Genomic DNA, 24,392 nt, shown 5'->3' with positions numbered 1-24,392 from the left:
CCGCCCCCGCGGATAATCTGGAGTGTGCCCTCCCCCGCCGTCGACGACTACCTGAAGACGATCTACCACCACACCGAGTGGCAGTCGGCGCCGATCACCCCGTCGCAGCTCGCGGCCATGCTCGGGCTCGCACCGTCGACGGTCACCGAGATGGTGCGCAAGCTCGCCGCACAGGACCTCGTGTCGCATCGCCCCTACGGACCGGTGACGCTGACCGAGACGGGCCGCCGGCGGGCGGCATCCATCATCCGGCGTCACCGGCTCATCGAGACGTGGCTCGTGCGCGAGTTCGGGTACGCCTGGGACGAGGTGCACGACGAGGCCGAGGTGCTCGAGCACACCATCAGCGACCGTCTGCTCGCGGGCATCGCGGAGCGGCTGGGCGATCCGCGATTCGATCCGCACGGCGACGCGATCCCCGACGCCGACGGCGAGGTCCATCGCGAGCCGTTCGTGCTGCTCGCCGAAGCCGCGATCGGCCACGAGGGCCGCATCCTCCGCGTGAGCGACCGCGACCCGGCGCTCCTGCGGGCGCTCGAGGAACGCGGCATCGACGTCGGTCACACCCTGATCGTCAGCGGACGAGACAGCGTTCAGCTCGACGGCGGCGGTTCCGCCGTGCTGCCGCCCGGCGCCGCCGCGGCCATCTGGATCACCGCCTGAGCGCGATCAGCTCTTCGCGCGCGTCCGGCTCGCCTTCAGATACGGCCACGGCGTGCGGGTCGTGTGCTCGCAGTACGACCACAGGCGCGCGGCGATCTCGGGATCGCGCGTGATCGCCGCGGGCGTCGCGACGCGCGGCTCGCCCCGCACCACGCCGGAGGGTCCGTAGAACTCGCCGCCCGCGGCATCCGGATCGACGAGCGCGCGCACGAGCGGCCAGGCCCCGCGCTCCTTCGACTGGGTCACGGCGACCTGGAGGTTGTCGGTGAAGCGCGTCATGCGCGTGGGCTCGTTGATCCCCGCGATGCCGCGGGTGCGCCCGCTCGTGGAGTACCCGGGGTGGGCGACCAGGCTCGAGACGGGCACGCTCGCCGCCCGCAGCCGCTGGTCGGCCTCGAGGCCGAGCGAGGTCGTGGCGACCTTCGACTGGACGTACGCGCGCCAGGGCGAGTAGTCGCTCTCGAGCTCGATGTCGGTCGGGTCGTACTTCCAGATCGAGGTCGACACCGAGCCGACCCACACCATGCGCCCGCGGCCCGCGGCGAGCGCGATGAGCAGCTCACCGGCGAGCGCGTAGTGGCCGAGGACGTTGGTGGCGAACACCAGCTCATGGCCGTCGGGGGTCGTGCGGCGCTGCCGAGGCGGGTGCACGATCCCGGCGTTCAGAAGCAGGCCGTGCAGGGGCTTGCGCCCGCGCGCGGTCGCCGCCGCCGCACGGACCGAACCGAGGTTGCTGGTGTCGAGCAGCAGCGTCTCGATCGAGCCCACCCCCTCGGGAAGGGCCCTCGTGACCGATGCGCGCGCGGTCGCGAGGCGCTGCGGGCTGCGGCCGGTCATGATGACGTGGGCCCCGGCGGAGGCGAGCTGGAGCGTCGCGAAGTAGCCGAGTCCCGCGTTGGAACCCGTGACGAGGTACCGCTTGCCCGACAGGTCGGGCAGCTTGCGGGGATTCCAGTCGTCGTGGGCCACGAGTGAAGACTACGGCCGGATCGCCACGGCTAGGCTGGGGCCATGCGGACACGCGCCGATATCGAGTGCTGGCTCACGGACATGGACGGCGTCCTCGTCCACGAGAACCACCCCATCCCGGGTGCGGCGGAACTGCTCGCGCAGTGGCGCGAGACGGGCACGCCGTTCCTCGTGCTGACCAACAACCCCTTCTTCACGCCGCGCGACCTCAGCGCGCGTCTCGCGCGGTCGGGGCTCGAGGTCCCGGAGGACCGCATCTGGACGTCGGCGCTCGCGACGGCCGACTTCCTGCGGTCGCAGCATCCCGGCGGCTCGGCGTTCGTCATCGGCGAGGCCGGCCTCACCACGGCCCTGCACGAGGCGGGCTACATCATGACCGAGACCGACCCCGACTACGTCGTCGTGGGTGAGACCCGCAACTACTCGTTCGATGCCATCACGAAGGCGATCCGGTTCATCAACGCCGGCGCACGCTTCATCATCACGAACCCGGATGCCACGGGCCCGACCCCCGAGGGCGTGGTCCCCGCCACCGGCTCGTTCGCGGCGCTCATCTCGCACGCGACCGGCAAGAGCCCGTACGTCGTCGGCAAGCCGAACCCGATGATGTTCCGCTCCGCGATGAACCGCATCGGAGCGCACTCCGAGAACACCGGCATGATCGGCGACCGCATGGACACCGACGTCGTGGCGGGCATCGAGGCGGGCCTGCACACCGTGCTCGTGCGCACCGGCATCTCGGACGACGCCGAGATCGAGCGCTACCCCTTCCGCCCCGACGAGATCCTCGACTCGGTCGCCGACCTGCTCGAGGCCGAGCCGTACGAGACCGAGGATCCGGGCATCCTGTGAACGAGTTCGAGCAGAACCTGCTGCTGATCAGCGTCGCCCTCATGCTCACGACCACCCTCGTGGTCGTCGTCGTGCAGATGGTGCGGCGGCGTCGGGACGGTGACGACGACTGATGTCGATCGTCCTGGCGCTCACCGGACTGGCGGTGCTGCTGGTCGCCCTCATCATCTTCGTGCGCAACCAGCAGATCGGCACCGACGGCACCAATCGCGGGTCGACGCGGCGCGGCATCATCCTGCTCATGTTCTTCGGCCTGCTGCTCGGCCTCGCCTCGCAGCTGCCCGTCTTCCGGGGCTGAGGTTCCGGGGGCCCGCCGCGGGGCGTCAGTCGAGGATCGCGGTCGCCTCGACCTCGACGAGGACATCGGGCTCGAAGAGGTAGTCGACCCCGATGAGCGATGCCGGCGGCATCGGCGTGGGCAGCCCGATCTCCTCGGCCACCTCCTGGACACCCGCCATGAAGTCGGCGATGCGGTCGGGGGACCACCCCGTGACGTAGAACGTCAAGCGGACGACATCGCCGAGCCCCGCCCCCGCGCTGGCCAGCCCGGCGTGGGTGTTGCGAAGGGCGTGAGCGACCTGACCGGCGAGATCGCCCGGGGCGACGGGCCTGCCGTCGGCGGTGCGGGCGATCTGGCCGGCGACGGTGACGTGGCGGGTTCCCGTGGCCACGGCGACATGGTGGTACGGGACGGGCTGCATCAGCGAGGCGGGTGACGACAGGTGGACGGTCATGTATAGCTCCTTGCATCGACGTGGGTATCCCATGGATACCTGGTGCGCGGAGGTCACTTCAACGAGACTGGGTAGCGTGACCGATACCGCCGCCACTGCCACAGACCGATTCGAGATCACCGCCCCGCATCGCGAGCTGCTCGACCAGGTGCTCGACCGGTGGTCGCTCGCGGTGCTGAACGAGCTGTGCGACGCACCCGCCCGGTTCAGCACCCTCAGGCGGGCGATCCCCGCCGTGACGCAGAAGTCGCTCACCGCGACCCTCCGGCGCCTCGAGCGCAACGGGATCGTCGAGCGCGTGGTCCTCAGCACCCGGCCCGTCGCCGTGGAGTACCGGATCACGCCGCTCGGCAAGACGCTGCGTCCGCCCGTCGACGTCATCCTCGCCTGGGCGCACGAGCACATGCCCCGCATCGAGGACGCACGTCGGCGCTTCGACGATGAGATGGACGGAACGCCCGGGATCGGGGCCTAGGTCGATCAGACCGTGCCGGCGCGCACCTCGGCGAGGAAGGGATAGTCGATGTATCCTTCGGCGGTCGAGCCGTAGAAGAGCTCGGGGCGCGCCTCGTTGAGCTCAGCGCGCTGCTGCCACCGCACCGCCAGGTCGGGGTTGGCGATGACAGGACGGCCGACGGCGACGGCATCCGCCCAGTCCGACGTCACAAGGGTCTCGGCCTCTTCGCGGGTCGTGGGCGAGCCGAAGCCCGAGTTGAGGATGAACGGCGCGCCGGCCACGCGGCGGATGTGCTGCACGAGGTCTCCCGTGGGGTCGGCGCTCAGCACGTCGACGAACGCGAGCCCGAGCGGGGCGAGCCCTTCGGCGACAGCCGTGTAGGTGGCGAGGGCGTCGGCGTCGTCGTGCTCGAGCACACCCTGGATGTTGTGCTGCGGCGACAGGCGGATGCCGGTGCGGTCGGCTCCCACGGCTGCGGCGACGGCCCGCGTGACCTCGACCGCGAAGCGGGCACGGTTCTCGGGCGACGCGCCGTACTCGTCATCGCGCACGTTCGACACCGGCGAGAGGAACTCGTGCACGAGGTACCCGTTGGCGCCGTGGACCTCGACGCCGTCGAGCCCGGCCGCGAGGGCGTTGCGCGCCGCCTGTGCGAACTGTTCCACGACGAGCGGGATCTCCGCCGCGGTGAGCGCGTGGGCGATCGGCATGTCGGCCTTGCCCTTCGGAGTCCGGGTCTGCCCGGGCGCAGCCAGGGCGCTCGGCGCGACGACCCGATCGGCACCGGTGATGTCGGGGTGCGACACGCGTCCGCCGTGCATCAGCTGCATGACGATGGTGCCGCCGGCCTCATGGACGGCGTCGGCGATGCGCCGCCAGCCCGCGATCTGCTCGTCGGTCCGGATGCCGGGCTGCCCGGGGTACGACTTGCCCTCGACGACCGGCCACGTACCCTCGGTGACGATGAGCCCCTGCCCCGCACGCTGGCGGTAGTATTCGACCATCACGTCGGTGGGGACGCCGTCCTCGCCCGCGCGGGTGCGGGTCAGCGGCGCCATGACGACGCGGTTCGACAGGTTCAGGGCGCCGAAGACGGCGGGCTCGTACAGGCTCATACCCGAGCGCAACCACCCCCACCCTGCGCGCTATTCCTCCGCAGGGCGGTTCGCTTGGCAGTTCACGCCCCCTCATGCGGCCGGAAGCGGCGGATGCTGCCAGGTGAAGCGCCTTACTGCGGCGCGAGGCCCAGGTCGTCGAGGTCGATCGCGGCGAGCCACTGCAGCCCGGCCTCCTCGACCGCCGCCTGCGCGCCGGTCTTGCGGTCGACGATGACGGCCACCGCGACGGGCTCAGCGCCCTCGCGCCGCAGCGCCTCGACGGCCTTGAGCGCGGACTGGCCGGTGGTCGAGGTGTCCTCGACGACGACGACGCGCTTGCCCGCGACATCCGCGCCCTCGATCTGGCGACCGCGGCCGTGGTCCTTGGGCTCCTTGCGCACGACGAACGCGTCGAGGGGGCGACCGGCACGCACCGACTCGTGCATGACGGCGTTCGCGATCGGGTCGGCGCCGAGAGTGAGACCGCCGACGGCGACGACGCCGTCGATGTCCGAGATGAGGTCGAGCATGATGCGGCCGATCGCGGGCGCGGCCCGGTGGTCGAGGGTCAGGCGCCGCATGTCGACGTAGTACGTCGCCTTCTTGCCGCTCGAGAGGGTGAAGTCGCCGTGGAACACCGCCTCGTCCTGAATCAGCCGGATGAGGTCCTGGCGGTCGGCTTCGAGCTCGGGCGTGCCTGCGACGGTCATGACCCCGATTCTACGAGCGGAGCGCGCGCGCCTCGCGCCGCTCAGACCACGACGAGCTCGACATCACGGAGCTCGCCCGCCTCGACCGTGAGCGTGAGAAAGGTCTTGTGCGGCTGGCGGCGCCGGTCGGTGGGCGAGCCCGGATTGAGCAGCCGGAGCCCGCGCGGGGTCGTCGTGTCCCAGGGGATGTGGCTGTGCCCGAACACGAGCACGTCGTCGTCGGGGTACGCGACATCCATCCGTCGCTCGCGCCCCGTCGCCGCCCCCGTCTCGTGCACGACCGCGAACCGGACTCCCTCGATCGTGCGACGCGCGACCTCGGGCAGCCGAGCGCGCAGGTCGGCTCCGTCGTTGTTGCCCCACACGCCCAGCACCTCGCCGTGCTCCTCGAGCTCGTCGAGGACGGATGCCGCGACCCAGTCGCCCGCGTGGACGATGAGGTCCGCCGCATCCGCTGCGGCGAGCACGGCATCCGGCAGCACCCGCGCCCGCCCGGGAACATGGGTGTCGGCGATGAGCAGCAGTCGCGTGACCATCCCCCGACGGTATCCGGATGCCGCGCAGCGGGCGACGTCCGAGGCTCCGAATAGGCTGGAGGCATGCGCATCGCCACCTGGAACGTCAACTCGATCCGCGCTCGCGTCGACCGCATCGTCGGCTTCGCCGTGAACGAAGACATCGACGTCCTGGCGATGCAGGAGATCAAGTGCAAGCCCGAGCAGTTCCCGATGGAGCAGTTCGAGGCCGCGGGCTACCACGTCGAGCTGCACGGCCTGAACCAGTGGAACGGCGTCGCGATCGCCAGCCGCGAGCCGATGACCGACGTGCAGATCGGTTTTCCCGGGATGCCGGGCTTCCTCAAGGGGCACGAGGGACCCGACGCGCCGCAGGAGGCGCGGGCCATCGCCGCGACGGTCGGCGGCGTCCGGGTGTGGAGCCTGTACGTCCCGAACGGCCGGTCGCTCGACGACCCGCACTACGTCTACAAGCTGCACTGGCTGCAGGCGCTCGAGCAGTACACGCGCGACACCCTCGCAGCATCGCCCGACCTCGCCCTGGCGCTCACCGGCGACTTCAACATCTGCCCCACGCCCGAGGATGTCGGCGACCCCACCCTCATCGAGGGCGTCACGACCCACGTGTCCCCGCCCGAGCGCGCCGCCTTTCAGGCGCTGCTCGACGCCGGGCTCGCCGACACGGTGCGGCCGCTGGTCCCGACCGGGTTCACCTATTGGGACTACAAGCAGCTGCGCTTCCCCCGCAACGAGGGCCTGCGCATCGACTTCATCCTCGGCTCGCCGGCCTTCGCCGACGCCGTCACGGGCGCCGCCATCCACCGTGACCAGCGCAAGGGCGAGGCGCCCAGCGATCACGTCCCCGTCGTCGTCGACCTCGACCTCGACGGTGACGACGACGACGATCGCCCGATGATCTTCTGACCGTCGTGCCGACCGTCCGGCTCCCCCGCACGGGGGATGCCGCGCCCCGGCGCGCCCCGTAGCGTGGAAGGCATGTCCGTGGCCACCCCCGTTCCCGACGAGCGCCTCGCCCCGACCCCCGAGCAACTGCGCAACGATCTGTGGCTCGCCGCCGCGCTGCTCGTGAGTGCGATCCTCAGCACCTGGCTCGGAAGCGTCGCCCAGGTCTGGGGAGACGATTCCCCGCACCTCGGCTGGGGCCTGCTCTACTGCGTCGCACTGACGGCGCCGCTCGCGTTGCGTCGCCGCATCCCGGAGATGTCGCTCATCGCCGTCGCGGTCGTCTACTTCGTCGGCATGTCGGTGCACGTCCCCGAGATGTACGTCGGCAGCATCGCCCTGTTCATCGCGATGTACTCGGTCGGCGCCTGGGTCGTCGACCGGCGCCGGGCGATGATCGTCCGCGTCGTGGTCATCATCGGCATGTTCTTCTGGCTGCTGGCGGCGATGTTCCAGGCGGCGAGCGAGCAGGGCAGCGACAGCACCGCGGAGTTCTCGCTGTTCTCCCCCGTCGCAGCGATGATGATGCTGCAGTTCCTCTTCAACGTCGTCTTCTTCGCGGGTGCCTTCGCCTTCGGCGAGCGGGCCTACGCGGGCGCGCTCAGCCGAGAGGAGCTCGAACAGCGCACCCGCGAGCTCGAGCACGAGCGCGAGATCACTGCGGCCCAAGCGGTCGCGCTCGACCGCGTCCGCATCGCCCGCGAGCTGCACGACGTCGTCGCGCACCACGTCTCGGCGATGGGCGTGCAGGCCGGCGCCGCACGCACGGTGCTCGACCGCGACCCCGACGCGGCGCGGCGCGCGCTCACCGTGGTCGAGGAGTCGGCACGGGCGTCGCTGACGGAGCTGCGGCAGCTGCTCGAGACGCTGCGGACCCCGGATGCCACGGCCCCGCATGACTCGACGCTGCGGCTCGACGCGATCGAGGAGCTCGTACGGTACTCCGAGGAGAACGGTATGCCGACCACCTTCGCTGTCGTGGGCGAGCCGGTCGCGGCATCCGAGGTCGCGCAGGTGAACCTCTACCGCATCGCGCAGGAGGCGCTGACGAACGCCCGCCGCCACGGCGGGCCCGACGCGCGCGCCGACGTGCGCCTGCGGTTCGACGGCGACGAGATCGAGCTCGAGGTCGCCAACGACGGGCGCGTGCGGTTCGGATCGACACCGGGCCTCGGCCTCGTGGGCATGCGCGAGCGCGCGGCTGCGTCGGGCGGATGGCTCGAGGCGGCACCGCGTCCGCGTGGGGGATTCCTCGTCCGGGCCCGTGTTCCCGCGAGTGCGCGGTCGTCCCAGCCGAGCGCCGAGGAGGTTCTCGCGTGAGCTCCACCGCCACGCCCACGTCGGTAGTGCTCGTCGACGACCATGCCGTCATGCGGGCCGGATTCCGCATGATCCTCGAGGCGAGCGGCGACATCGCCGTCGTGGGCGAGGCCGGCGACGGCGCCGAGGCCGTCGAGACGGTCGCGCGCCTGCAGCCGGACGTCGTCTTCATGGACGTTCAGATGCCCGTCCTCGACGGGCTCGAAGCGACCCGCCGCATCGTCGCCGACCCGCGCAACTCCAGCGCAGTCGTCGTCGTGACGACCTTCGACCGCGACGACTACCTCTTTCAGGCGTTGCAGGCCGGGGCCAGCGGCTTCCTGCTGAAGAACGCCGGGCCCGAGGAGCTCGCCGCCGCCGTGCGGGTGGCCGCCGCCGGTGACGCCCTCCTCGCTCCGGAGGTCACGCGGCGGGTCATCGAGCGCTTCGCGGGCGGCCCGCCCGACGCGACCGCCTCGGCCGTCGAAGCACCCGCCGCGCCGCCGACGTCGACTCCTGCCGATCACGGCCTCACCGAGCGCGAGGCGGAGGTGCTGCGCCTCCTCGCGCGGGCGCTCAGCAACGCCGAGATCGCGCGCGAGCTCTTCATCGGCGACGCCACGGTGAAGACGCACGTGTCGAACATCCTCATCAAGCTCGGCGCCCGCGACCGCGTGGCCGCCGTCGTCCTGGCTCACCGCAACGGCTGGGCCTGACGGTTCAGGCCGGGTCTGAGACGGGCGAGCGCGAGGGGCGCGGCAACGGCATCGAGAGGGGCCGGACCGCGCGCGGCATCGCGACGCGCCAGAGCGCCTGGATGCTCCAGATGAACAGTCCGACCAGCAGCACGTTCCGGGCGAGAAGCAGGCTCGCCGCGAAGGGATCGGCTCGGACGAGAGGCATGTAGAAGATCGGGAAGACGAGGGTCGTGAGGAAGCTCGTCACCGCCATCCACTTCGCCGGTGCCCGCCACCGGTCGGGATCGACGAGGAGACCGACCACGACGATCGGGGCGAGCCACAGCATGTACTGCGGCGAGCCGACCTTGTTGAAGACGATGAGCGCCGCGGTGAGAGCGAAGGCCCCGAGCACGACGAGGCGTCCCTCCGCGAGCTCGGTGCGCGGCGCGCCGGCGACCCAGGTCATCCGCGCACGCACCAGGAGCACGGCGATCCCCGCGAATGCGACGATCATGAGCCACCCCACGATCTCTCCGGCGGCCATCGCCCCGTATCCGACCACCTCGCGGGTCGCGAGCTCGTCGTTCTGCTGGATCCGCGCTCCGGGCATCTCCCAGATCGTCGCCCAGACCCAGGGGGTCGCAACGGGCGCTTCGAGCTGCGGCGCACGCGTTCCCTGAATCGTCAGGAAGCTGAAGAGGTTCGAGGCACCACCCGCGAGGACGATGGCGACCATGATGACGACGCTCGCCGCGATGCCGCCCAGGGCGACCCACCAGCGGCTGCGGCACACAGCGACCACGGCGGCCGCGATGGCGGCGGGCCAGACCTTGATCCAGGTCGCCAGGGCGATGAGCGCTCCGGCCACAACGGGCCGCCGCGAGACCCAGACGAGCCCGGCGATGGCGAGCGGCGCGGCGACCCCCTCCAGGCGCAGCATCGACACGGGAGCGAGAAGCAGAATGCTGAGCAGCCAGTACCAGGCGGCCGGGTAAGCCGAGCGCCGCTGCAGCCGCGCGCCGGCGATCGCGGCGAGTGCGAGCCAGTTGGCACCGGCGAGCATGAGCAGCCAGACGAGCTGATACAGGTAGGGGCCGAGCGCGATCGGCGCGACGATCGGCAGCAGCGCGCCCGCCGGGTACACCCACTCGAAGTCGATGATGGGCCAGGTCCCCTGCACGGCATCCTGCGCCCACTGCCGGTACAGCGGCAGATCGCCCTCCGTGCCGCCCGCGATGATGAGGGGCAGGAGGGCGAGGATGTAGGCGGCGTGGAAGGCCACGAATCCGGTGACGAGACCTCGACGGGTTCGGCCGAACGCCGCCAATCGATGGCGGCGCGTCGAGCGGCGGGGGGATGCCGGAAGAGACGTCACCCGGGCATCATAGGCCCCGCGCATATCTGCACGATGAACGCCCGGGCGGCGCCGGCCGGCGGCCCGGATCGGCTCATCGGCGGTGCGCCGCGCGTCCGCCGTGGCCCGCCAGCGCATCGGCCGCGCCCACGAGCGCGAGATGAGACAGCGCCTGAGGGGTGTTACCCGCCTGTCTTCCTCCAGTGACGTCGTACTCCTCCGACAGCAGTCCGACGTCGTTCGCGAGCCCGCACAAGCGGTCCATGAGCGCGGTGGCGTCGTCGATGCGTCCAGTCGCCGCGTACTGCTCGACGAGCCAGAACGAGCAGGCGAGGAAGGGATGCTCCGTGCCGGCCAGCCCGTCGACGCCGGCCTCGGTGCGGTAGCGCATCACGAGGCCCTCGCGCAGCAGCGTGCTCTCGATGCGGGCGACGGTCGCGAGCATGCGCGGATCGTCGGGGGCGCAGAACCCGACGGCCGGGAGCAGCAGCAGCGATGCGTCGACCTCGTCGGTGCGGAAGTGCTGCGTGAAGTGGCCGCCGGCGGCATCCACACCGTGCGCGTCGATCTCGGCGCGCACGCGGTCCCGCAGACCCCGCCACCTGGCGGGATCGCCGTCGAGCCCGTGCTCCTCCACGGCCCGGACGCCTCGATCGAGCGCGGCCCAGATCATCGCGCGCGAATGGGTGAACATCTGCGGTTCGCCGCGGATCTCCCAGATGCCGTGATCGGGTCGGTCGAGCCAGGCGACGGCCTGATCGAGCAGCGCGCGCTGCAGCGCCCACGAGAACGACGTCTCGGTGACGCCGGCGATCCGGGCGGCTTCGAGAGCGACCATCACCTCGCCGATGACGTCGGCCTGGTACTGGTCGACCGCGCCGTTGCCGACGCGCACCGGCGACGACCCTGCATAGCCGGGAAGGCTCTCCAGCTCGCGCTCGGGCAGGTCGCGCTCCCCCGCGATGCCGTACATGATCTGCACGTCGGCCGGGTCGCCGGCCACCGCCCGCAGCAGCCAGTCGCGCCAGCGCGCCGCGGCCTCGAGATAGCCGTGCGAGATGTAGGCCTCGAGGGTGAGAGCGGCGTCACGCAGCCACACGTACCGGTAGTCCCAGTTGCGCGAACCACCGAAGTCCTCCGGCAGCGAGGTCGTCGCGGCGGCGACGATGCCGCCCGTCTCGGCGTGGGTGAGCGCCCGCAGCACGAGCATGGAGCGCAGCACCCGGTCGCCCCACCGCCCGCCGTCACGGATGCGCCGCGCCCAGGTCGTCCACCACCCGCGTGTGCGGTCGAGGGCGTCGTCGACGTCGAACGGCTGCGGAACGTCACGGTACGAGGCCTCCCAGCGCAGCACCGAGTCGACGGTGCGGCCCGCCTCGACACGGAACTCGCCGCGGTGCATCGTGTCCTGGGCGACGAGCCGCGGGCCGCGCAGCGTGACGGCATCGGGCCCCGCCACCGCGAGCAGGACGCCCATCGGCAGCGCATCGGAGGTGTCCCCCGCGCCGATCTGCCGCACCCAGGGAACGGCCCGCGCGTAATCGAACCGCAACCGCACCTCGCTCACGAAGTCGACCTGGCCCGCGACGCCGACGACGCGCCGGACGACCGCATCGACCCCGTCGAGGACCGGCATGAACTCGTGCACCTCGGCGACGCCGCCGGCGCACTCCCACCGGGTCACGAGCACGAACGTGTCACCGTCGTAGCGCCGCGTCGCGGTCGCGTCCGGGTCGCGGGGCCGCACGCTCCAGCATCCGTGCGAGTGGTCGCCGAGCAGCGCCCCGAAGATCGATCCCGAGTCGTAGCGGGGAAGGCACAGCCAGTCGAGGTCGCCCCGGTCGGACACGAGCGCCGCGCTGCGGCAGTTGCTGAGGAGGGCGTAGCGCTCGATCGGTGCGGGCATCCTCGCATCATCGCGCCCGCGGGCCGGATCCGCCAACACGACGATTCGCGGACGCTTATTAGGCGAGGCTATCCTTCTCCGGTGCGTCTTCGTCACCTGGTCAGCCTCACCATCGTTCCGCTCGTCGCTCTCGCTCTCACGGGGTGCGGCGCATCGGAGGTCGTCCCGGCCGGCGCGGCCACCCCGGCCGGCAACGGCGAGACGTCCTACCCCCTGACGATCGAGAACTGCGGCCGCACCGTCACGGTGGATGCCGCACCCCAGCGCATCGTCTCGCTCGATCAGAACTCGACCGAGATTCTGCTCTCGCTCGGGCTCGAGGACCGGATCGTGGGCACGGCTTCGTGGACCGACCCGATCCTGCCCGCCCTCGCCGAGGCGAACGAGAAGGTGCCCCGCCTGGCCGACAACGCGCCCACCTACGAGGTCGTGCTCGGTGCCGACCCGGACTTCGTCACCGCCTCGTTCGGACGGCACTTCACGCAGGGCGGCGTCGCGACGCGCGACCGGTTCGACGAGACCGGGATCGGCAGCTACCTCTCGCCGACCGACTGCGACAACGGCGTCAGCATCAACGGCGGCGGCACCCGCACCACAGCCCTCACCGTCGACGCGCTCTACCAGGAGATCACCGAGCTGGGTCGGATCTTCGACGTGTCCGACCGCGCTGACAAGCTCGTCGACGACCTGCGCTCGCGCGCTGCGGCGGCGACGGCGGGCATCGATGCCTCCGGCGCCACCGTCGCCTTCTGGTTCGCCGACACCAAGACGCCGTACGTCGCCGGCGGTCTCGGATCGGCGGCGCTGCTCGCTTCGACGACCGGGTTCACCAACGTCTACGCCGACCTCGACGACGACTGGCCAGCCACGACCTGGGAGGACCTCGTCGACCGCGACCCGCAGGTGCTCGTCCTCGGAGACCTGCAGCGCGACCGGTTCCCCGGCGACCGGCTCGACGACAAGGTCGCCTTCCTCGAGTCGGATCCGCTCACACGCACGATCGATGCGGTGCGCAATCAGCGGTACATCGCGCTGCACGGCGCCGAGCTGAACCCCTCGATCCGCTTCGTCGACGGGCTCGAGAAGATCGAGAGCTGGATGGCCGAGCACCGGGACGAGCTCTGAGCGCCCGCACCCGCGGCCCCCTCGCCACAGCCGCGCTGCTCGGCGGCGGCATCCTGCTGCTCGTCGTCTCGGTCGGCGTCGCGATCACCCTCGGCCCGGCGGACATCCTGCTCGTCAACGTGCGCGACATCATCACCAACCACCTCGGTCTGACCGACATCCCCGTCCGGGCCGCGAAGGACGCGATCGTCTGGGAGGAGCGGCTGCCGCGCGCCCTCGTCGCCGCGACGTGCGGTGCCGGGCTCGGGCTCTGCGGCGTCATCATGCAGTCGCTCCTGCGAAACCCCCTGGCGGAACCCTTCATCCTCGGCATCTCGTCCGGCGCCTCGACCGGCGCCGTCGCGATCGGCGTGCTCGGCCTCGGCGGCGCCGCACTCGGCCTGTCCGGGGGCGCGTTCATCGGCGCGCTCGTCGCCTTCGCGGTGGTGCTGCTGCTCTCACGCCTCGCCGGCGGCGGCAACGACCGCGTCGTCCTGGCCGGTGTCGCGAGCACGCAGCTGTTCTCGGCGCTCACCTCGCTCGTGATCTTCGCGTTCGCCGACGCCGACGAGACCCGCGGCGTGATGTTCTGGCTTCTCGGCTCGCTCGAGGGCATCCGCTGGGACGACGTGGTGCTGTGCGCCGTCGTCGTCGGGCTGGGCTCCCTGCTGTGCCTGCGCTACGCCTCGGCCCTCGACGCCTTCGTCTTCGGTGACGAGGTCGCGGCTTCCCTCGGCATCCACATCGCACGCACGCGCGGCATCCTGCTGGTGACGACGGCGCTGATCACCGCCACCCTCGTGAGCGTCGCCGGCGCGATCGGGTTCGTCGGCCTCGTCCTTCCGCACATGGCGCGCCTGCTCGTCGGGTCGCGCCACGGCCGACTCATCCCCACCACGGTCGTCGCCGGAGCGGTCTTCATGGTGTGGGTGGATGCCGGCTCGCGCGTCGCGTTCTCACCGACCCCCCTTCCCGTCGGCGTCGGCACCGCGCTGGTCGGCGTGCCCGTCTTCATCGCCCTGCTCGCCCGCCGGAGGAACCGCGCATGACCCTCGCCGCACGCGACCTGTCGTGGACGCGCTCGGGAACGCTCGTCGTCGACGGCGTGAGCGTGCACCCCGAGCCGGGGCGGACGCTCGGCCTGCTCGGCCCCAACGGATCGGGCAAGTCGTCGCTGCTGCGCCTGCTGCACGGGCTCGTCCGGCCGGATGCCGGTCTCGTGACCCTCGACGACGAGGACCTCGCCTCCCTCGGCCGGCGGCGCGTCGCGCGTGCCGTCGCCGCGGTGACGCAGCACGCCGACACCGAGGTCGACATCACCGTGCGTGAGGTCGTGCGCCTCGGCCGCATCCCGCACCGCACCGCGTTCGGCGGCGACCCCGCGGCGGACGAGGCCGCGATCGACCGTGCTCTGGAGCACGTCGCCCTCACCGATCGAGCCGATCGGCTCTGGCACACCCTCTCGGGCGGCGAGCGCCAGCGCGCGCAGATCGCCCGCGCTCTCGCTCAGGAGCCGCGCGAGCTGCTGCTCGACGAGCCCACGAACCACCTCGACATCCGGCATCAGCTCGACCTCCTCGAGCTCGTCTGCGACCTGCCCGTCACGTGCATCGTCGCGATCCACGACCTGAACCTCGCCACGATGTACTGCGATGCCGTGATGGTGCTGCGGTCGGGCCGGGTGGTCGCCGCCGGAGCCCCCGCCGATGTGCTGACCGCCGAGCTCATCGCCGACGTCTACGGGGTGGCCGCCGAGGTCACCGCTGACCCACGGGACGGGCATCCCGTCATCACCTTCCTGCGCCGCTGACCCGGTCGTCGCCTGCCCCACTCCACCGTGCGGCTCCCCCGCCGGGCGGGGCCGCACGGCCCACGATCCGCCGTACGGGGGATCCGCCCGCCCCCGCTCGCTCCCTAGCGTGGAGTCATCGGCTAAGGAGGCGGAATGCTCGAACTGAGCGGCATCACCAAGAACTACGGCACGCACCGCGTGCTCGACGACGTGGGGTTCCGAGTGCCCGACGGACGGCTGACCGGCTTCGTCGGCGGCAACGGAGCGGGCAAGACCACGACGATGCGCATCATGCTCGGCGTGCTCTCCCGCGACCGGGGCGAGGTCACCCTCGACGGGTCGCCGGTGACCGCTGCCGACCGCCGCCGCTTCGGGTACATGCCCGAAGAGCGGGGCCTGTACCCCAAGATGAAGGTTCTCGAGCAGATCGTGTACCTGGCCCGGCTGCACGGCTTCTCCAAGCCGGAGGCCACGTCGCGTGCCCGGGCCCTGCTCGAGGAGCTCGGCCTCGGCGAGCGCCTGAACGACAACATCGAGACGCTGTCGCTCGGCAACCAGCAGCGCGCGCAGATCGCCGCCGCTCTCGTGCACGACCCCGAGGTCCTGATCCTCGACGAGCCGTTCTCGGGTCTCGACCCCCTCGCCGTCGATGTCGTGGCCGGTGTCCTGCAGACCCGGGCCGCCCAGGGCGTCGGCGTGCTGTTCTCGTCGCACCAGCTCGACGTCGTCGAGCGTCTCTGCGACGACCTCGTCATCATCGCCGGCGGCACCATCCGCGCCGCCGGCACCCGTGAGGGGCTCCGCCGCGAGCACCAGGGGCACCGCTACGAGCTCGTCTCGACGGGGGACGCCGGCTGGATCCGCACCGAGCCGGGCGTCGAGGTCGTCGAGTTCGACGGCGGCTACGCCCTGTTCGACGTCGATGCCGACGAGACGGCTCAGCGCGTGCTGCGCCGCGCCGTCGAGCACGGCGACGTCGCGAGCTTCACGCCGCGGCATCCCTCCCTCGCCCAGATCTTCACCGAAGTCATCCAGGAGGTCGCCCCGTGAGCGCCGCATCCCCCTCATTCGCCCAGAGCACCTGGCTCGTCGCCGAGCGCGAGATCGGCTCGAAGCTGCGCAGCAAGTCTTTCGTCATCTCGTTCGCCATCCTCTTCCTCGGCGCGCTCGCGCTCGTGATCTGGGGCGGTTTCTCGGCGGGGGACGACAGCGGCTCACCCGTCGCGGTGACCCCGGACGCCGCCTCGTACGTCCAGAACGCCCCCGGCCTCGACGTGAAGGACGTCGCCGACCGGGCGGCCGCCGAGAGCGCCGTGCGCGACGGCGACGTCGACGCCGCGGTCGTCGCCGACGCGTCCGCCCCCAGCGGATACGTCGTCATCGGCGACACGTCGGTGTCGAACACCATCCTCATGTCGCTCGCGCAGCTGCCGAAGGTCGAGCTGCTCGACCCCTCCGGCGACGCCGGATTCCTCGGCTACATCGTGGCGATCGGGTTCGGCGCGATCTTCTTCATCTCGGCGCAGACCTTCGGTGCGACGATCGCGCAGTCGGTCGTCGAGGAGAAGCAGACCCGCGTCGTCGAGCTGCTGATCTCGGCCGTGCCCGTCCGGGCACTGCTGGCGGGCAAGGTGATCGGCAACACGGTACTGGCGATGGGGCAGATCCTCATCCTCGCCGCCGTGGCGGTGATCGGGCTGACGGTCACGGATCAGACCGCGCTGCTCACGGGCATCGGCGCGCCCATCGCCTGGTTCGCGGTGTTCTTCCTGTTCGGCTTCGTGCTGCTGGCCGCCCTGTTCGCCGCGGCCGCCGCGATGGTCTCCCGCCAGGAGGACATCGGGGCGACCACGACACCGCTCATCCTGCTCGTCATGGCGCCGTACTTCCTCGTCATCTTCGCCTGGAACAACCCCCTGATCCTCGGGATCATGTCGTACGTGCCCTTCTCGGCACCGGTCGGCATGCCGATGCGCCTGTTCCTCGGCGACGCGCTGTGGTGGGAGCCGCTGCTCTCGCTCGCGATCCTGCTCCTGACCTGCGTCGGCGCGATCCTCGTGGGAGCGAAGATCTACGAGAACTCGCTCCTGCGCATGGGCGCCCGCGTCAAGCTCAGCGAGGCCCTGCGCCGCTGAGCCGCACACCGGCGGGCCACCCGCCCTCCCCCCTCATCGCCGTCCTCCCGGTTCACGCCTGGAGGACGGCGATGACGTTTCCGGCGGGGTCGCGGAACCAGGCGATGTCGGGCCCGCCGCCACCGCCGCGCACGATGCCCCGCTCATCGGAGGGGAACACCTCGTCGGGGTAGATCTTCGTGTCGACGCCGCGTTCGCGGAGCTCGTCGACGGCGGCGTCGATGTCGTCGACCGGGAAGTTCAGGATCGTGAAGCTCGCGGGCGTGTGGTCGGGTTTGGCGTAGACGAGGATGCTGCCGCCCGACGCCAGCCGGATCTCGAGGAAGCCCATGGCGTTGGTCTCGACATCGAGACCGAGGGTGTCGGTGTAGAACGATCGGGCCGCGTCGATGTCGTCGACGCTGAACCCGCTGAAGGCACCGTCGGGGGTGAATGCGCTCATGCCGACAGATTCGCCCCGACCGGATGCCGGCGCAAGAGGTTTCTCGTGACGGGGAATGTCGAGGGACGCGCCGCGGTTCGCACGTGACGGGACGATGGAGTCCGACGCTGTCCGCACGAACCCGGGAGAATCCCATGTCCCTCATCGAAGAGCGCGTCGCCGAGACCGACGCCCCCGTCCTCGACATCCTCGCCGCCCGCTGGAGCACGCGCCTGTACGACGAGATCTCCCCCGTCGACGAGGACGCCCTCGCGAGCGCCCTGGAGGCGGCACGCTGGGCCCCGTCGGCCTTCAACGCGCAGCCCTGGCGCTTCGTCGTCGCACGACGCGGCACCCAGACCCACGAGAAGGTCGTCTCGACGCTCGTCGAGTTCAACCAGGCCTGGGCCGGCCCCGCGGGCGCGCTCATCGTCTTCATCGCGCAGACCGAGAACAACGGCAAGCCCGTGCCCACCGCGCTCTACGACCTCGGCCAGGCCGCCGCGCACTTCACCGTGCAGGCCCACGCCGACGGCCTCTACACCCACCAGATGACCGGTTTCGACGCCGACGCACTCGCGGTGGAGCTCGGCATCGAGGCCCCGTTCATCCCCGTCACCGTCATGGCCGTCGGTGAGCTCGGCGACGTCGACGCTGCCCCCGCCGCCGTCCGCGAGCGCGAGCTCTCGCCCCGCACCCGCCGGCCCGTGGCCGAATCGGTCGTCATCGACGACTGAGCTGCCCGCAGGCATCGCGCGGGGGGGCGCTCGCACCATAGACGAGGGCTGTGAGGTGCGACACCCCCGCGCCCCCGGGGCCGTCGGCCGGTTATCGTCAAGCATGACCGCCCGCATCCTGTCGATCGGCACCGCCGTGCCGCCGGCCGTGCTCCACCAGAACGCCGTGCGCGACCTCTTCGCCGCGCAGCCCGGCATCGGCCGACTGTCGCAGCGTCTGGTCCGTGCGGCGTTCGACGCCTCGGCCATCGAGACCCGGCACACCGTGCTGACCGATCTCGCCGACGCGCTCGAGCCCGAAGGCGCGCGATCGGATGCCGCAGCCCCGGCTCCCGGCGACCCGGCATCCCTTCCCGTGATCTCCGGCGACGGAGCGCTGCTCTCACCCTCGACGGGCACGCGCAACGACACCTACATCGCCCTCGCCCCCGAGCTCTCGGCGCGCGCGGCGCGAGAGGCCCTGTCTGCGGCATCCGTCGCGCCGTCCGAGATCACGCACGTGGTCACCGTCTCGTGCACCGGCATGTACGCCCCCGGTCCCGACTACCGGCTGGTGCGCGACCTCGGCCTTCCCACGACCGTCGAGCGCTACCACCTGGGGTTCATCGGCTGCGCGGCCGCCGTCCCCGCGCTGCGAGCCGCGGCACGGATGTGCGCAGCCCAGCCCGACGCCGTCGTGCTCGTGGTCTGCGCCGAGCTGTGCACGCTGCACTTCCGCATCGCCGACGACCCCGATCAGATCCTCGCGGCCTCGCTGTTCGCCGACGGTGCCGCAGCGGCCGTCGTCAGCGCCGACCCGGCGCGACGCGGAGAGCGATGGCTCGACCTCGACCGGTTCGCGACCGCGGTGACCGACGACGGCGAGCGCGACATGACCTGGACGATCGGCGACGCCGGCTTCGACATGGTGCTGACGGCCGAGGTGCCGCGCATCATCGGTCGCGAGATCCGCGCCGCGGTGGCCGACGTCATCGGCGACGCCCGGGTCGACACGTGGGCCGTGCACCCCGGTGGCCGAGCCGTCCTCGACCGCGTCGAGTCGGGGTTGGAGCTGCCGCCCGAGGCCCTCGCCGCGTCGCGGGCGGTGCTGCGCGACTACGGCAACATGTCGAGCGCAACGATCCTGTTCATCCTCCGCGCGCTGCTCGCGGGCGATGGTCTGCGCGACGGCGAGACGATCGCGACCCTCGCCTTCGGCCCCGGGCTCACGATGGAGGCCGCACTCCTCACGGCGGGGGTCGCCGCCGGAGCCGACACCGAGGACGCCGAGACCGTTCCGACGGATGCCGTGCGGGCGGAACCCGTCGCGTCATGGACCTGAGGCGCCGCGACGTCGACCTGCGCGAGCTCATGGACGACCCGGACTGCGATCCGGTCGCCCTCGCGCAGACCCTGCGCCGTTTCGACGTCGTCAACCGAGCCGTGAGCGGCTGGGGAACCGTGTGGCGCCGGCATCTGCGCCCCGCCCTCGCTCGCCTGGATCGTCCCGCACGGGTCCTCGACATCGGATCGGGCGGTGGCGACGTCACCGCCCGGCTGGCGCGGCTGGCGGAACGCGACGGCCTCGACGTCGGCTGGGTCGGCATCGACCCGGACCCGCGCGCCCTCGCCGTCGCACGTGAGCGCGGCCGGCCCGATCTCGAGTTCCGCAGCACCGACTCGACCGCACTGCGCGCAAGCGGCGAGCGCTTCGACGCCGTCATCTCGAATCACGTGCTGCACCACCTCGGCGAACCCGAGCTCGAGGCGTTCATCGCCGACTCGCTCGCTCTGTCGCGGGGTATCGTCCTGCACGCCGACATCGAGCGGGGGCGCGCGGCGTACGCGCTCTACGCAGCCGGGATCCTGCCGCTCCAGCACGGGACGTTCCTGCGCACCGACGGCCTGCGGTCGATCCGGCGCAGCTACCGTGCTCGGGAGCTCCGGACGACGCTGGCCGGTCGCGGCGAGTGGCACGTCGTCCGACCGGCACCGTTCCGCGTGCTCGCTGTGGGAGCGGGGCGTGCCTGACGTCGTCGTCGTCGGCGCCGGTCCCGTCGGGATGCTGCTCGCCGCCGAGCTCACGCGGCGGGGCGTCGACGTCACCGTGCTCGAACGACGCGACCGCACCGGCGACGGCTCACGCGCGATCGGGCTCCATGCGCCCGTCCTCGCCGCGCTCGAGGAGGGCGGTGCGACCGACCGGATCCTCGCAGACGCGGTCCGCGTCTCGCGCGGAGAGGCCCGCAGTGACGGCGCGCTGCTCGGCGTCGTCCGCTTCGACCGCCTGTCGGTCCGGCATCCGTATGTCGCCACCCTCCCGCAGGCCCTCACCGAGCGCGCTCTCGCGTTCGGCGCACCGTCGGCCGTGCGCGGGGTCACCGTGACGCGGGTGACGCCCGGACCCGCCGACGTGCGGCTCGAGACGTCCGGCGCTCACGGGGGCGGCGAGCTGTCGGCGCCGCTGGTGGTGGTCGCCGGTGGCGTCGGCGCACGCGACCTCGTGTTCCGGCCGAGCGCCGTGCGACGCACCAGCTATCCGGATCGGTACCTCATGAGCGACGCGCACGTGCCCGGACGACCCGACGCCGACGTCGCCGTCGTGCACCTCGCGGCATCCGGCGTGCTCGAGTCCTTCCCGCTGCCCGAGGACCGCCGTCGCTTCGTGGCGTGGGACGCACCGCCCGGGCGGGATGACACCGCGTTCGACGAGCCCGAGGCGCGCCTGCAGCGCCTGCGCGCAGCGATGCGCGATCGCGGCGAATCGGATGCCGCCGATGCGCTCACCGGCGCCACCGGCTTCCGCGTGCGGCGCGTGCTCGTGTCTGCTCTGCGCCGCGGCCGGGTCACGGTCATCGGCGACACCGCGCACGAGATCAGCCCGATCGGCGGACAGGGCATGAACCTCGGCCTGCTCGACGCCGCGACCCTGGCTCCCCTGCTCGCCGATTGGATCCGCACCGGAACCGAGCCCGTCGCCGCCCTCGCGGCGTGGGAGCGCGACCGCCTGCGCTCGGCCCGGACCGCGGGCCGACTGGCCGCGGTGAACATGCGGCTCGGCCGGCCCGTCAACGCCGCTACGCACGCGGTGCGCACCCGCATGCTGCGGCACGCGATCACCGCGACGGGCTCGCTCGTGCCGAACGCCTACGCGATGGGTCTCGACGCCGCCGCCCGCTGATGCGCGGGTCAGCGCAGCGAGCCGGCGGCCACGACCAGTTGGGCCGCGAGCACGAGAGCCGCGGCCATGACGAGGCGGAACCCGGTGCGGTCGGGACCCCGCAACCGCATCCGCACGACGACGGCGACCGCGAGCGCGAGCACCGCGCCGAAGAACAGCCAGGCGAGCACGCCCTGACTGCCTCCTCCGATCAGGACCGCGATCGCGGCGACGACGATTCCGGCCACCGCGACGAACACCGAGGCGGGCGCTCCGAGACGATGCGGCAGCCCGCGAACGCCGGTGTCGCGGTCGTCGTCGAGATCGGGCAGGACGTTCGTCAGGTGCACCGCTGCGCCGAGGGCCGCCCCCGCCACGGCGGCGAACGGGGCCGTGAGCGCGGGGTCGGGCGACGAGAGCGTCGCGAGCGAGGGGAAGAGCCCGAAGCTCACGAGGAACGGAACGACCGACACCGACGTCGACTTCAGCCCCAGGTTGTACGACCAGGCCGACGCGATCGTCACGGCGTGGGCGAGCAGCATCCCCCATCCGAGCACCGCCGAGAGGCCGAGCGCGATGACGACGGACGCTCCGGCCGCGATCCACGCCGCACGATTCGAGACCTCGCCGCGGACGAGCGGCTTGTCGGTACGCCCGACGGCGCGGTCGCGCTCGCGGTCGATCGCGTCGTTGGAGATGCCGATCGAGAGCTGACCGAACAGCACGGATGCCACGAGCACCACCAGCCGCCAGGTCTCCAGCCCTGCCGCGAGGCCGAGGGCGAGGGAGAGGGCCGTCACCACGACGGAGGGCCCGGGATGTGAGGCGCCCCACAGGGCCCGGACCGTGCGCATTCCCCCACACTCTCACGCCCGTGGGAGCCGCGAACAGGCGAGGGGCTCAGGCCACGGGCTCAGAGGGTGTCGACGAGCCGGACGATCGGGCGCACCGAGAGGTTCAGGTAGCGCACCTCCCGCACGCTCAGGCGCGCGGATTCCGTGACGGCGGTGCCCGCGCTGTTGGTGAAGACCGCCCGGTAGAGCGTGCCGTCCATTGCCAGTCGCGCGTCGTCGATGGTGAACTCCGCGCCGGTCGCGCCGTCGATGTCGGCCCACGACGCCCCGGCATCCGTGGACGCCTGCCACTGCACGGCCGGCGCAGGATGCCCCGTCGCAGCAGCACTCAGCACCGCGCCCTGCCCCTCGACGACGCTCACGGCCTGCGGATGCTGCGTGATCTCGGGAGCGGCGATCACTTCCACCGCGATCGACATCACCATGTTGGGCACGCCGGCACTGCTCATGGCCCGGGCCTGCCCGCCGTCGAGGATCGCCCCGGCGGGCGCATCGGGATCGACCTGCAGCGTCACCCACGCGCTCGGGAAGGAGCCACCCCACGGGTTCACCAGCCGAGAGCTCACCGCCGTCCGACCGTCCTCGGAGATCAGGAATGTGATGTTGACACCGTTGGACCGGGCACTCGTGATACGAGTGCCTTCCGGAGCAGTGACCTCCATGACGCCGGTACGAGGCTCGTCGATGCTGTGGATCTGCACCTCGACCTCGCCGCCGGCAACCGCCTGACCGACCACATCCGGCCACACCGCCGCCACCGTCAACCGCGCCGCGTCCGACCACGCCGACCCCGCAGCGTTCGTGAACCGCGCCCGATACAGCCAGCCATCCATCTCCGGCGTCACCGGGTCGACGATCAGCGGGATCGACTGAGCCCCGTTCGGCCCCACCCCCGCAGGCACATAGCTGAACGTCGCCCCACCATCCGTCGAGAACTGCCACTGCACCGTCGTCTCAGCATCCGTCCCACCGAACGCCGCCGAGAACTCCGCCGCAGACCCCGCCGGCACCCCCGCCGGCCCTGGATGCTCCGTCACCACCGGACGCACCGGATTCACCGTCAGCGTCGCCGCCTCAGTTACCGTCGTCCCCACACCGTTCGTGAACACAGCCCGATACAACGTCCCGTTCACCGACAGCCGCACATCGTCGATCGCGAGGTCGACACCGGTCGCGCCGTCGACATCGACCCACGTCGCCCCAGCATCCGCGGACGTCTGCCACTGCACGGCCGGCGCAGGATGCCCCGACGCAGCGGCACTCAGCACGGCGCCCTGCCCCTCGACGACATCCACGTCCCGCGGATGCTGCGTCACCTCGGGAGCCCCCAGCACCTCGACCGCGATCCGCGTCACCATATTGACAGTTCCGCTAACACCGACGACGCGAGCCTGCCCCCCGCTGAGGACCGAGCCGGGAACCGCGTCGGGGTCCACCCGCAGCGTTAGCCATACGCTCGGCCCCGATCCGCTCCAGGTGCCGATGACCCGATCGCTCACCGCCGAACCTCCGTCTTCGGAGATGGTGAAGCTGATGGCAGAGGATGCGTTCGTGCGCACGCTCGTGATACGAGTCCCCGCGGGAGCGGTGACCTCCATCGTCCCGCCGACGGACTCGTTGATGTTGTAAATCCGTACCTCGACCTCGCCGCCGGCAACCGCCTGACCGACCACATCCGGCCACACCGCCGCCACCGTCAACCGCGCCGCGTCCGACCACGCCGACCCCGCAGCGTTCGTGAACCGCGCCCGATACAGCCAGCCATCCATCTCCGGCGTCACCGGGTCGACGATCAGCGGGATCGACTGAGCCCCGTTCGGCCCCACCCCCGCAGGCACATAGCTGAACGTCGCCCCACCATCCGTCGAGAACTGCCACTGCACCGTCGTCTCAGCATCCGTCCCACCGAACGCCGCCGAGAACTCCGCCGCAGACCCCGCCGGCACCCCCGCCGGCCCTGGATGCTCCGTCACCACCGGACGCACCGGATTCACCGTCAGCGTCGCCGCGT

Annotated in this window: 25 protein-coding genes and 1 pseudogene; 16 read left to right on the top strand and 10 right to left on the bottom strand. The window is 71.6% G+C overall.

Features of this window, described 5'->3' with window-relative positions; all coding sequences use genetic code 11:
* Positions 1-24: 24 nt before the first annotated feature.
* On the top strand, positions 25-663 hold the full coding sequence (locus tag CBF90_RS11520; RefSeq protein ID WP_023952772.1) for a metal-dependent transcriptional regulator: 639 nt from the start codon (positions 25-27) through the stop codon (positions 661-663).
* Positions 664-669: 6 nt separating this feature from the next.
* On the opposite strand, the gene CBF90_RS11515 is transcribed toward CBF90_RS11520, so the two are convergent.
* The gene (locus CBF90_RS11515) at positions 670-1,632 is read right to left on the bottom strand and encodes an SDR family NAD(P)-dependent oxidoreductase (RefSeq protein WP_023952773.1); all 963 of its coding nucleotides are present in this window, start codon (positions 1,630-1,632) and stop codon (positions 670-672) included.
* Positions 1,633-1,674: 42 nt separating this feature from the next.
* On the opposite strand from CBF90_RS11515, the gene CBF90_RS11510 reads away from it, so the two are divergent.
* On the top strand, positions 1,675-2,484 hold the full coding sequence (locus CBF90_RS11510; protein ID WP_023952774.1) for an HAD-IIA family hydrolase: 810 nt from the start codon (positions 1,675-1,677) through the stop codon (positions 2,482-2,484).
* Positions 2,485-2,596: 112 nt separating this feature from the next.
* Entirely contained in the window at positions 2,597-2,782 is a 186-nt protein-coding gene (locus tag CBF90_RS11505; protein WP_023952775.1) for a hypothetical protein, read from the top strand.
* A gap of 25 nt (positions 2,783-2,807) precedes the next feature.
* Here CBF90_RS11505 and CBF90_RS11500 read toward each other — a convergent pair whose 3' ends face one another.
* Entirely contained in the window at positions 2,808-3,218 is a 411-nt protein-coding gene (locus CBF90_RS11500) for a RidA family protein (protein ID WP_088380655.1), read from the bottom strand.
* A gap of 76 nt (positions 3,219-3,294) precedes the next feature.
* Between CBF90_RS11500 and CBF90_RS11495 the strand changes: the two genes are divergently transcribed.
* A complete protein-coding gene (locus CBF90_RS11495) occupies positions 3,295-3,693 on the top strand; it encodes a helix-turn-helix domain-containing protein (RefSeq protein ID WP_242435665.1) in 399 nt (132 codons plus the stop codon).
* 5 nt (positions 3,694-3,698) lie between these two features.
* Here CBF90_RS11495 and CBF90_RS11490 read toward each other — a convergent pair whose 3' ends face one another.
* The 3 genes from CBF90_RS11490 to CBF90_RS11480 all read right to left on the bottom strand — a co-directional run bounded on the left by CBF90_RS11490 (position 3,699) and on the right by CBF90_RS11480 (position 6,018).
* A complete protein-coding gene (locus CBF90_RS11490) occupies positions 3,699-4,790 on the bottom strand; it encodes an alkene reductase (RefSeq protein WP_064956356.1) in 1,092 nt (363 codons plus the stop codon).
* A gap of 113 nt (positions 4,791-4,903) precedes the next feature.
* On the bottom strand, positions 4,904-5,482 hold the full coding sequence (pyrE, locus tag CBF90_RS11485) for an orotate phosphoribosyltransferase (protein WP_023952782.1): 579 nt from the start codon (positions 5,480-5,482) through the stop codon (positions 4,904-4,906).
* Between the two features lie 41 nt (positions 5,483-5,523).
* Positions 5,524-6,018 (bottom strand): metallophosphoesterase family protein, encoded by a 495-nt coding sequence (locus CBF90_RS11480; RefSeq protein ID WP_064956357.1) that lies wholly within the window; start codon positions 6,016-6,018, stop codon positions 5,524-5,526.
* Between the two features lie 63 nt (positions 6,019-6,081).
* Here CBF90_RS11480 and CBF90_RS11475 point away from each other — a divergent pair, with 63 nt between their 5' ends.
* The 3 genes from CBF90_RS11475 to CBF90_RS11465 all read left to right on the top strand — a co-directional run bounded on the left by CBF90_RS11475 (position 6,082) and on the right by CBF90_RS11465 (position 8,975).
* On the top strand, positions 6,082-6,921 hold the full coding sequence (locus tag CBF90_RS11475) for an exodeoxyribonuclease III (RefSeq protein ID WP_088380653.1): 840 nt from the start codon (positions 6,082-6,084) through the stop codon (positions 6,919-6,921).
* A gap of 72 nt (positions 6,922-6,993) precedes the next feature.
* Positions 6,994-8,280, top strand: a complete 1,287-nt coding sequence (locus tag CBF90_RS11470) for a sensor histidine kinase (RefSeq protein ID WP_088380652.1) — start codon at positions 6,994-6,996, stop codon at positions 8,278-8,280.
* Entirely contained in the window at positions 8,277-8,975 is a 699-nt protein-coding gene (locus CBF90_RS11465; RefSeq protein WP_258039050.1) for a response regulator transcription factor, read from the top strand. Before CBF90_RS11470 ends, CBF90_RS11465 begins: the two co-directional genes overlap by 4 nt.
* Positions 8,976-8,979: 4 nt before the next feature.
* On the opposite strand, the gene CBF90_RS11460 is transcribed toward CBF90_RS11465, so the two are convergent.
* On the bottom strand, positions 8,980-10,314 hold the full coding sequence (locus tag CBF90_RS11460) for a DUF2029 domain-containing protein (protein WP_237049116.1): 1,335 nt from the start codon (positions 10,312-10,314) through the stop codon (positions 8,980-8,982).
* Positions 10,315-10,387: 73 nt separating this feature from the next.
* A complete protein-coding gene (locus tag CBF90_RS11455) occupies positions 10,388-12,199 on the bottom strand; it encodes a glycoside hydrolase family 15 protein (protein ID WP_088380650.1) in 1,812 nt (603 codons plus the stop codon).
* An 81-nt stretch (positions 12,200-12,280) separates the two neighbouring features.
* Between CBF90_RS11455 and CBF90_RS11450 the strand changes: the two genes are divergently transcribed.
* From CBF90_RS11450 to CBF90_RS11430, 5 genes are all read left to right on the top strand, one after another.
* A complete protein-coding gene (locus tag CBF90_RS11450) occupies positions 12,281-13,324 on the top strand; it encodes an ABC transporter substrate-binding protein (RefSeq protein WP_242435664.1) in 1,044 nt (347 codons plus the stop codon).
* On the top strand, positions 13,294-14,352 hold the full coding sequence (locus CBF90_RS11445) for an iron ABC transporter permease (RefSeq protein WP_064956363.1): 1,059 nt from the start codon (positions 13,294-13,296) through the stop codon (positions 14,350-14,352). Before CBF90_RS11450 ends, CBF90_RS11445 begins: the two co-directional genes overlap by 31 nt.
* Positions 14,349-15,113, top strand: a complete 765-nt coding sequence (locus tag CBF90_RS11440) for an ABC transporter ATP-binding protein (protein WP_088380649.1) — start codon at positions 14,349-14,351, stop codon at positions 15,111-15,113. Before CBF90_RS11445 ends, CBF90_RS11440 begins: the two co-directional genes overlap by 4 nt.
* Before the next feature lie 135 nt (positions 15,114-15,248).
* Positions 15,249-16,145 carry an ABC transporter ATP-binding protein gene (locus CBF90_RS11435; protein ID WP_023952797.1) on the top strand — a complete coding sequence of 299 codons (897 nt, stop codon included), beginning with the start codon at positions 15,249-15,251 and terminating at the stop codon, positions 16,143-16,145.
* Positions 16,142-17,230, top strand: coding sequence for an ABC transporter permease (locus tag CBF90_RS11430; protein WP_064956365.1), 1,089 nt, complete (start codon positions 16,142-16,144; stop codon positions 17,228-17,230). The genes CBF90_RS11435 and CBF90_RS11430 overlap by 4 nt, the downstream gene beginning before the upstream one ends.
* A 52-nt stretch (positions 17,231-17,282) precedes the next feature.
* Here CBF90_RS11430 and CBF90_RS11425 read toward each other — a convergent pair whose 3' ends face one another.
* On the bottom strand, positions 17,283-17,672 hold the full coding sequence (locus CBF90_RS11425) for a VOC family protein (protein WP_023952800.1): 390 nt from the start codon (positions 17,670-17,672) through the stop codon (positions 17,283-17,285).
* 134 nt (positions 17,673-17,806) lie between these two features.
* Between CBF90_RS11425 and CBF90_RS11420 the strand changes: the two genes are divergently transcribed.
* The 4 genes from CBF90_RS11420 (at position 17,807) to CBF90_RS11405 (ending at position 21,548) form a co-directional block, all read left to right on the top strand.
* Positions 17,807-18,388 (top strand): nitroreductase family protein, encoded by a 582-nt coding sequence (locus CBF90_RS11420; protein WP_088380648.1) that lies wholly within the window; start codon positions 17,807-17,809, stop codon positions 18,386-18,388.
* A gap of 103 nt (positions 18,389-18,491) precedes the next feature.
* Positions 18,492-19,709, top strand: a complete 1,218-nt coding sequence (locus CBF90_RS11415; RefSeq protein WP_088380647.1) for a type III polyketide synthase — start codon at positions 18,492-18,494, stop codon at positions 19,707-19,709.
* Positions 19,700-20,398 carry a methyltransferase domain-containing protein gene (locus CBF90_RS11410; RefSeq protein ID WP_088380646.1) on the top strand — a complete coding sequence of 233 codons (699 nt, stop codon included), beginning with the start codon at positions 19,700-19,702 and terminating at the stop codon, positions 20,396-20,398. Before CBF90_RS11415 ends, CBF90_RS11410 begins: the two co-directional genes overlap by 10 nt.
* Positions 20,391-21,548 (top strand): NAD(P)/FAD-dependent oxidoreductase, encoded by a 1,158-nt coding sequence (locus tag CBF90_RS11405; RefSeq protein WP_088380645.1) that lies wholly within the window; start codon positions 20,391-20,393, stop codon positions 21,546-21,548. Before CBF90_RS11410 ends, CBF90_RS11405 begins: the two co-directional genes overlap by 8 nt.
* 8 nt (positions 21,549-21,556) lie before the next feature.
* On the opposite strand, the gene CBF90_RS11400 is transcribed toward CBF90_RS11405, so the two are convergent.
* Together CBF90_RS11400 and CBF90_RS11395 are read right to left on the bottom strand one after the other, a co-directional pair.
* Complete coding sequence (locus CBF90_RS11400) at positions 21,557-22,381, bottom strand: UbiA family prenyltransferase (protein ID WP_064956370.1); 825 nt, start codon at positions 22,379-22,381, stop codon at positions 21,557-21,559.
* A 59-nt stretch (positions 22,382-22,440) separates the two neighbouring features.
* Positions 22,441-24,392 (bottom strand): annotated as a pseudogene (locus tag CBF90_RS11395) (immunoglobulin domain-containing protein); the annotation flags it as partial.

Origin of the sequence: Microbacterium sp. AISO3 (assembly GCF_002204305.1) — a bacterium.
Lineage (GTDB): Bacteria > Actinomycetota > Actinomycetes > Actinomycetales > Microbacteriaceae > Microbacterium > Microbacterium arborescens.
Note: the sequence above shows the minus strand (reverse complement) of the source record. Positions and strands in the feature narration are given on the sequence as shown.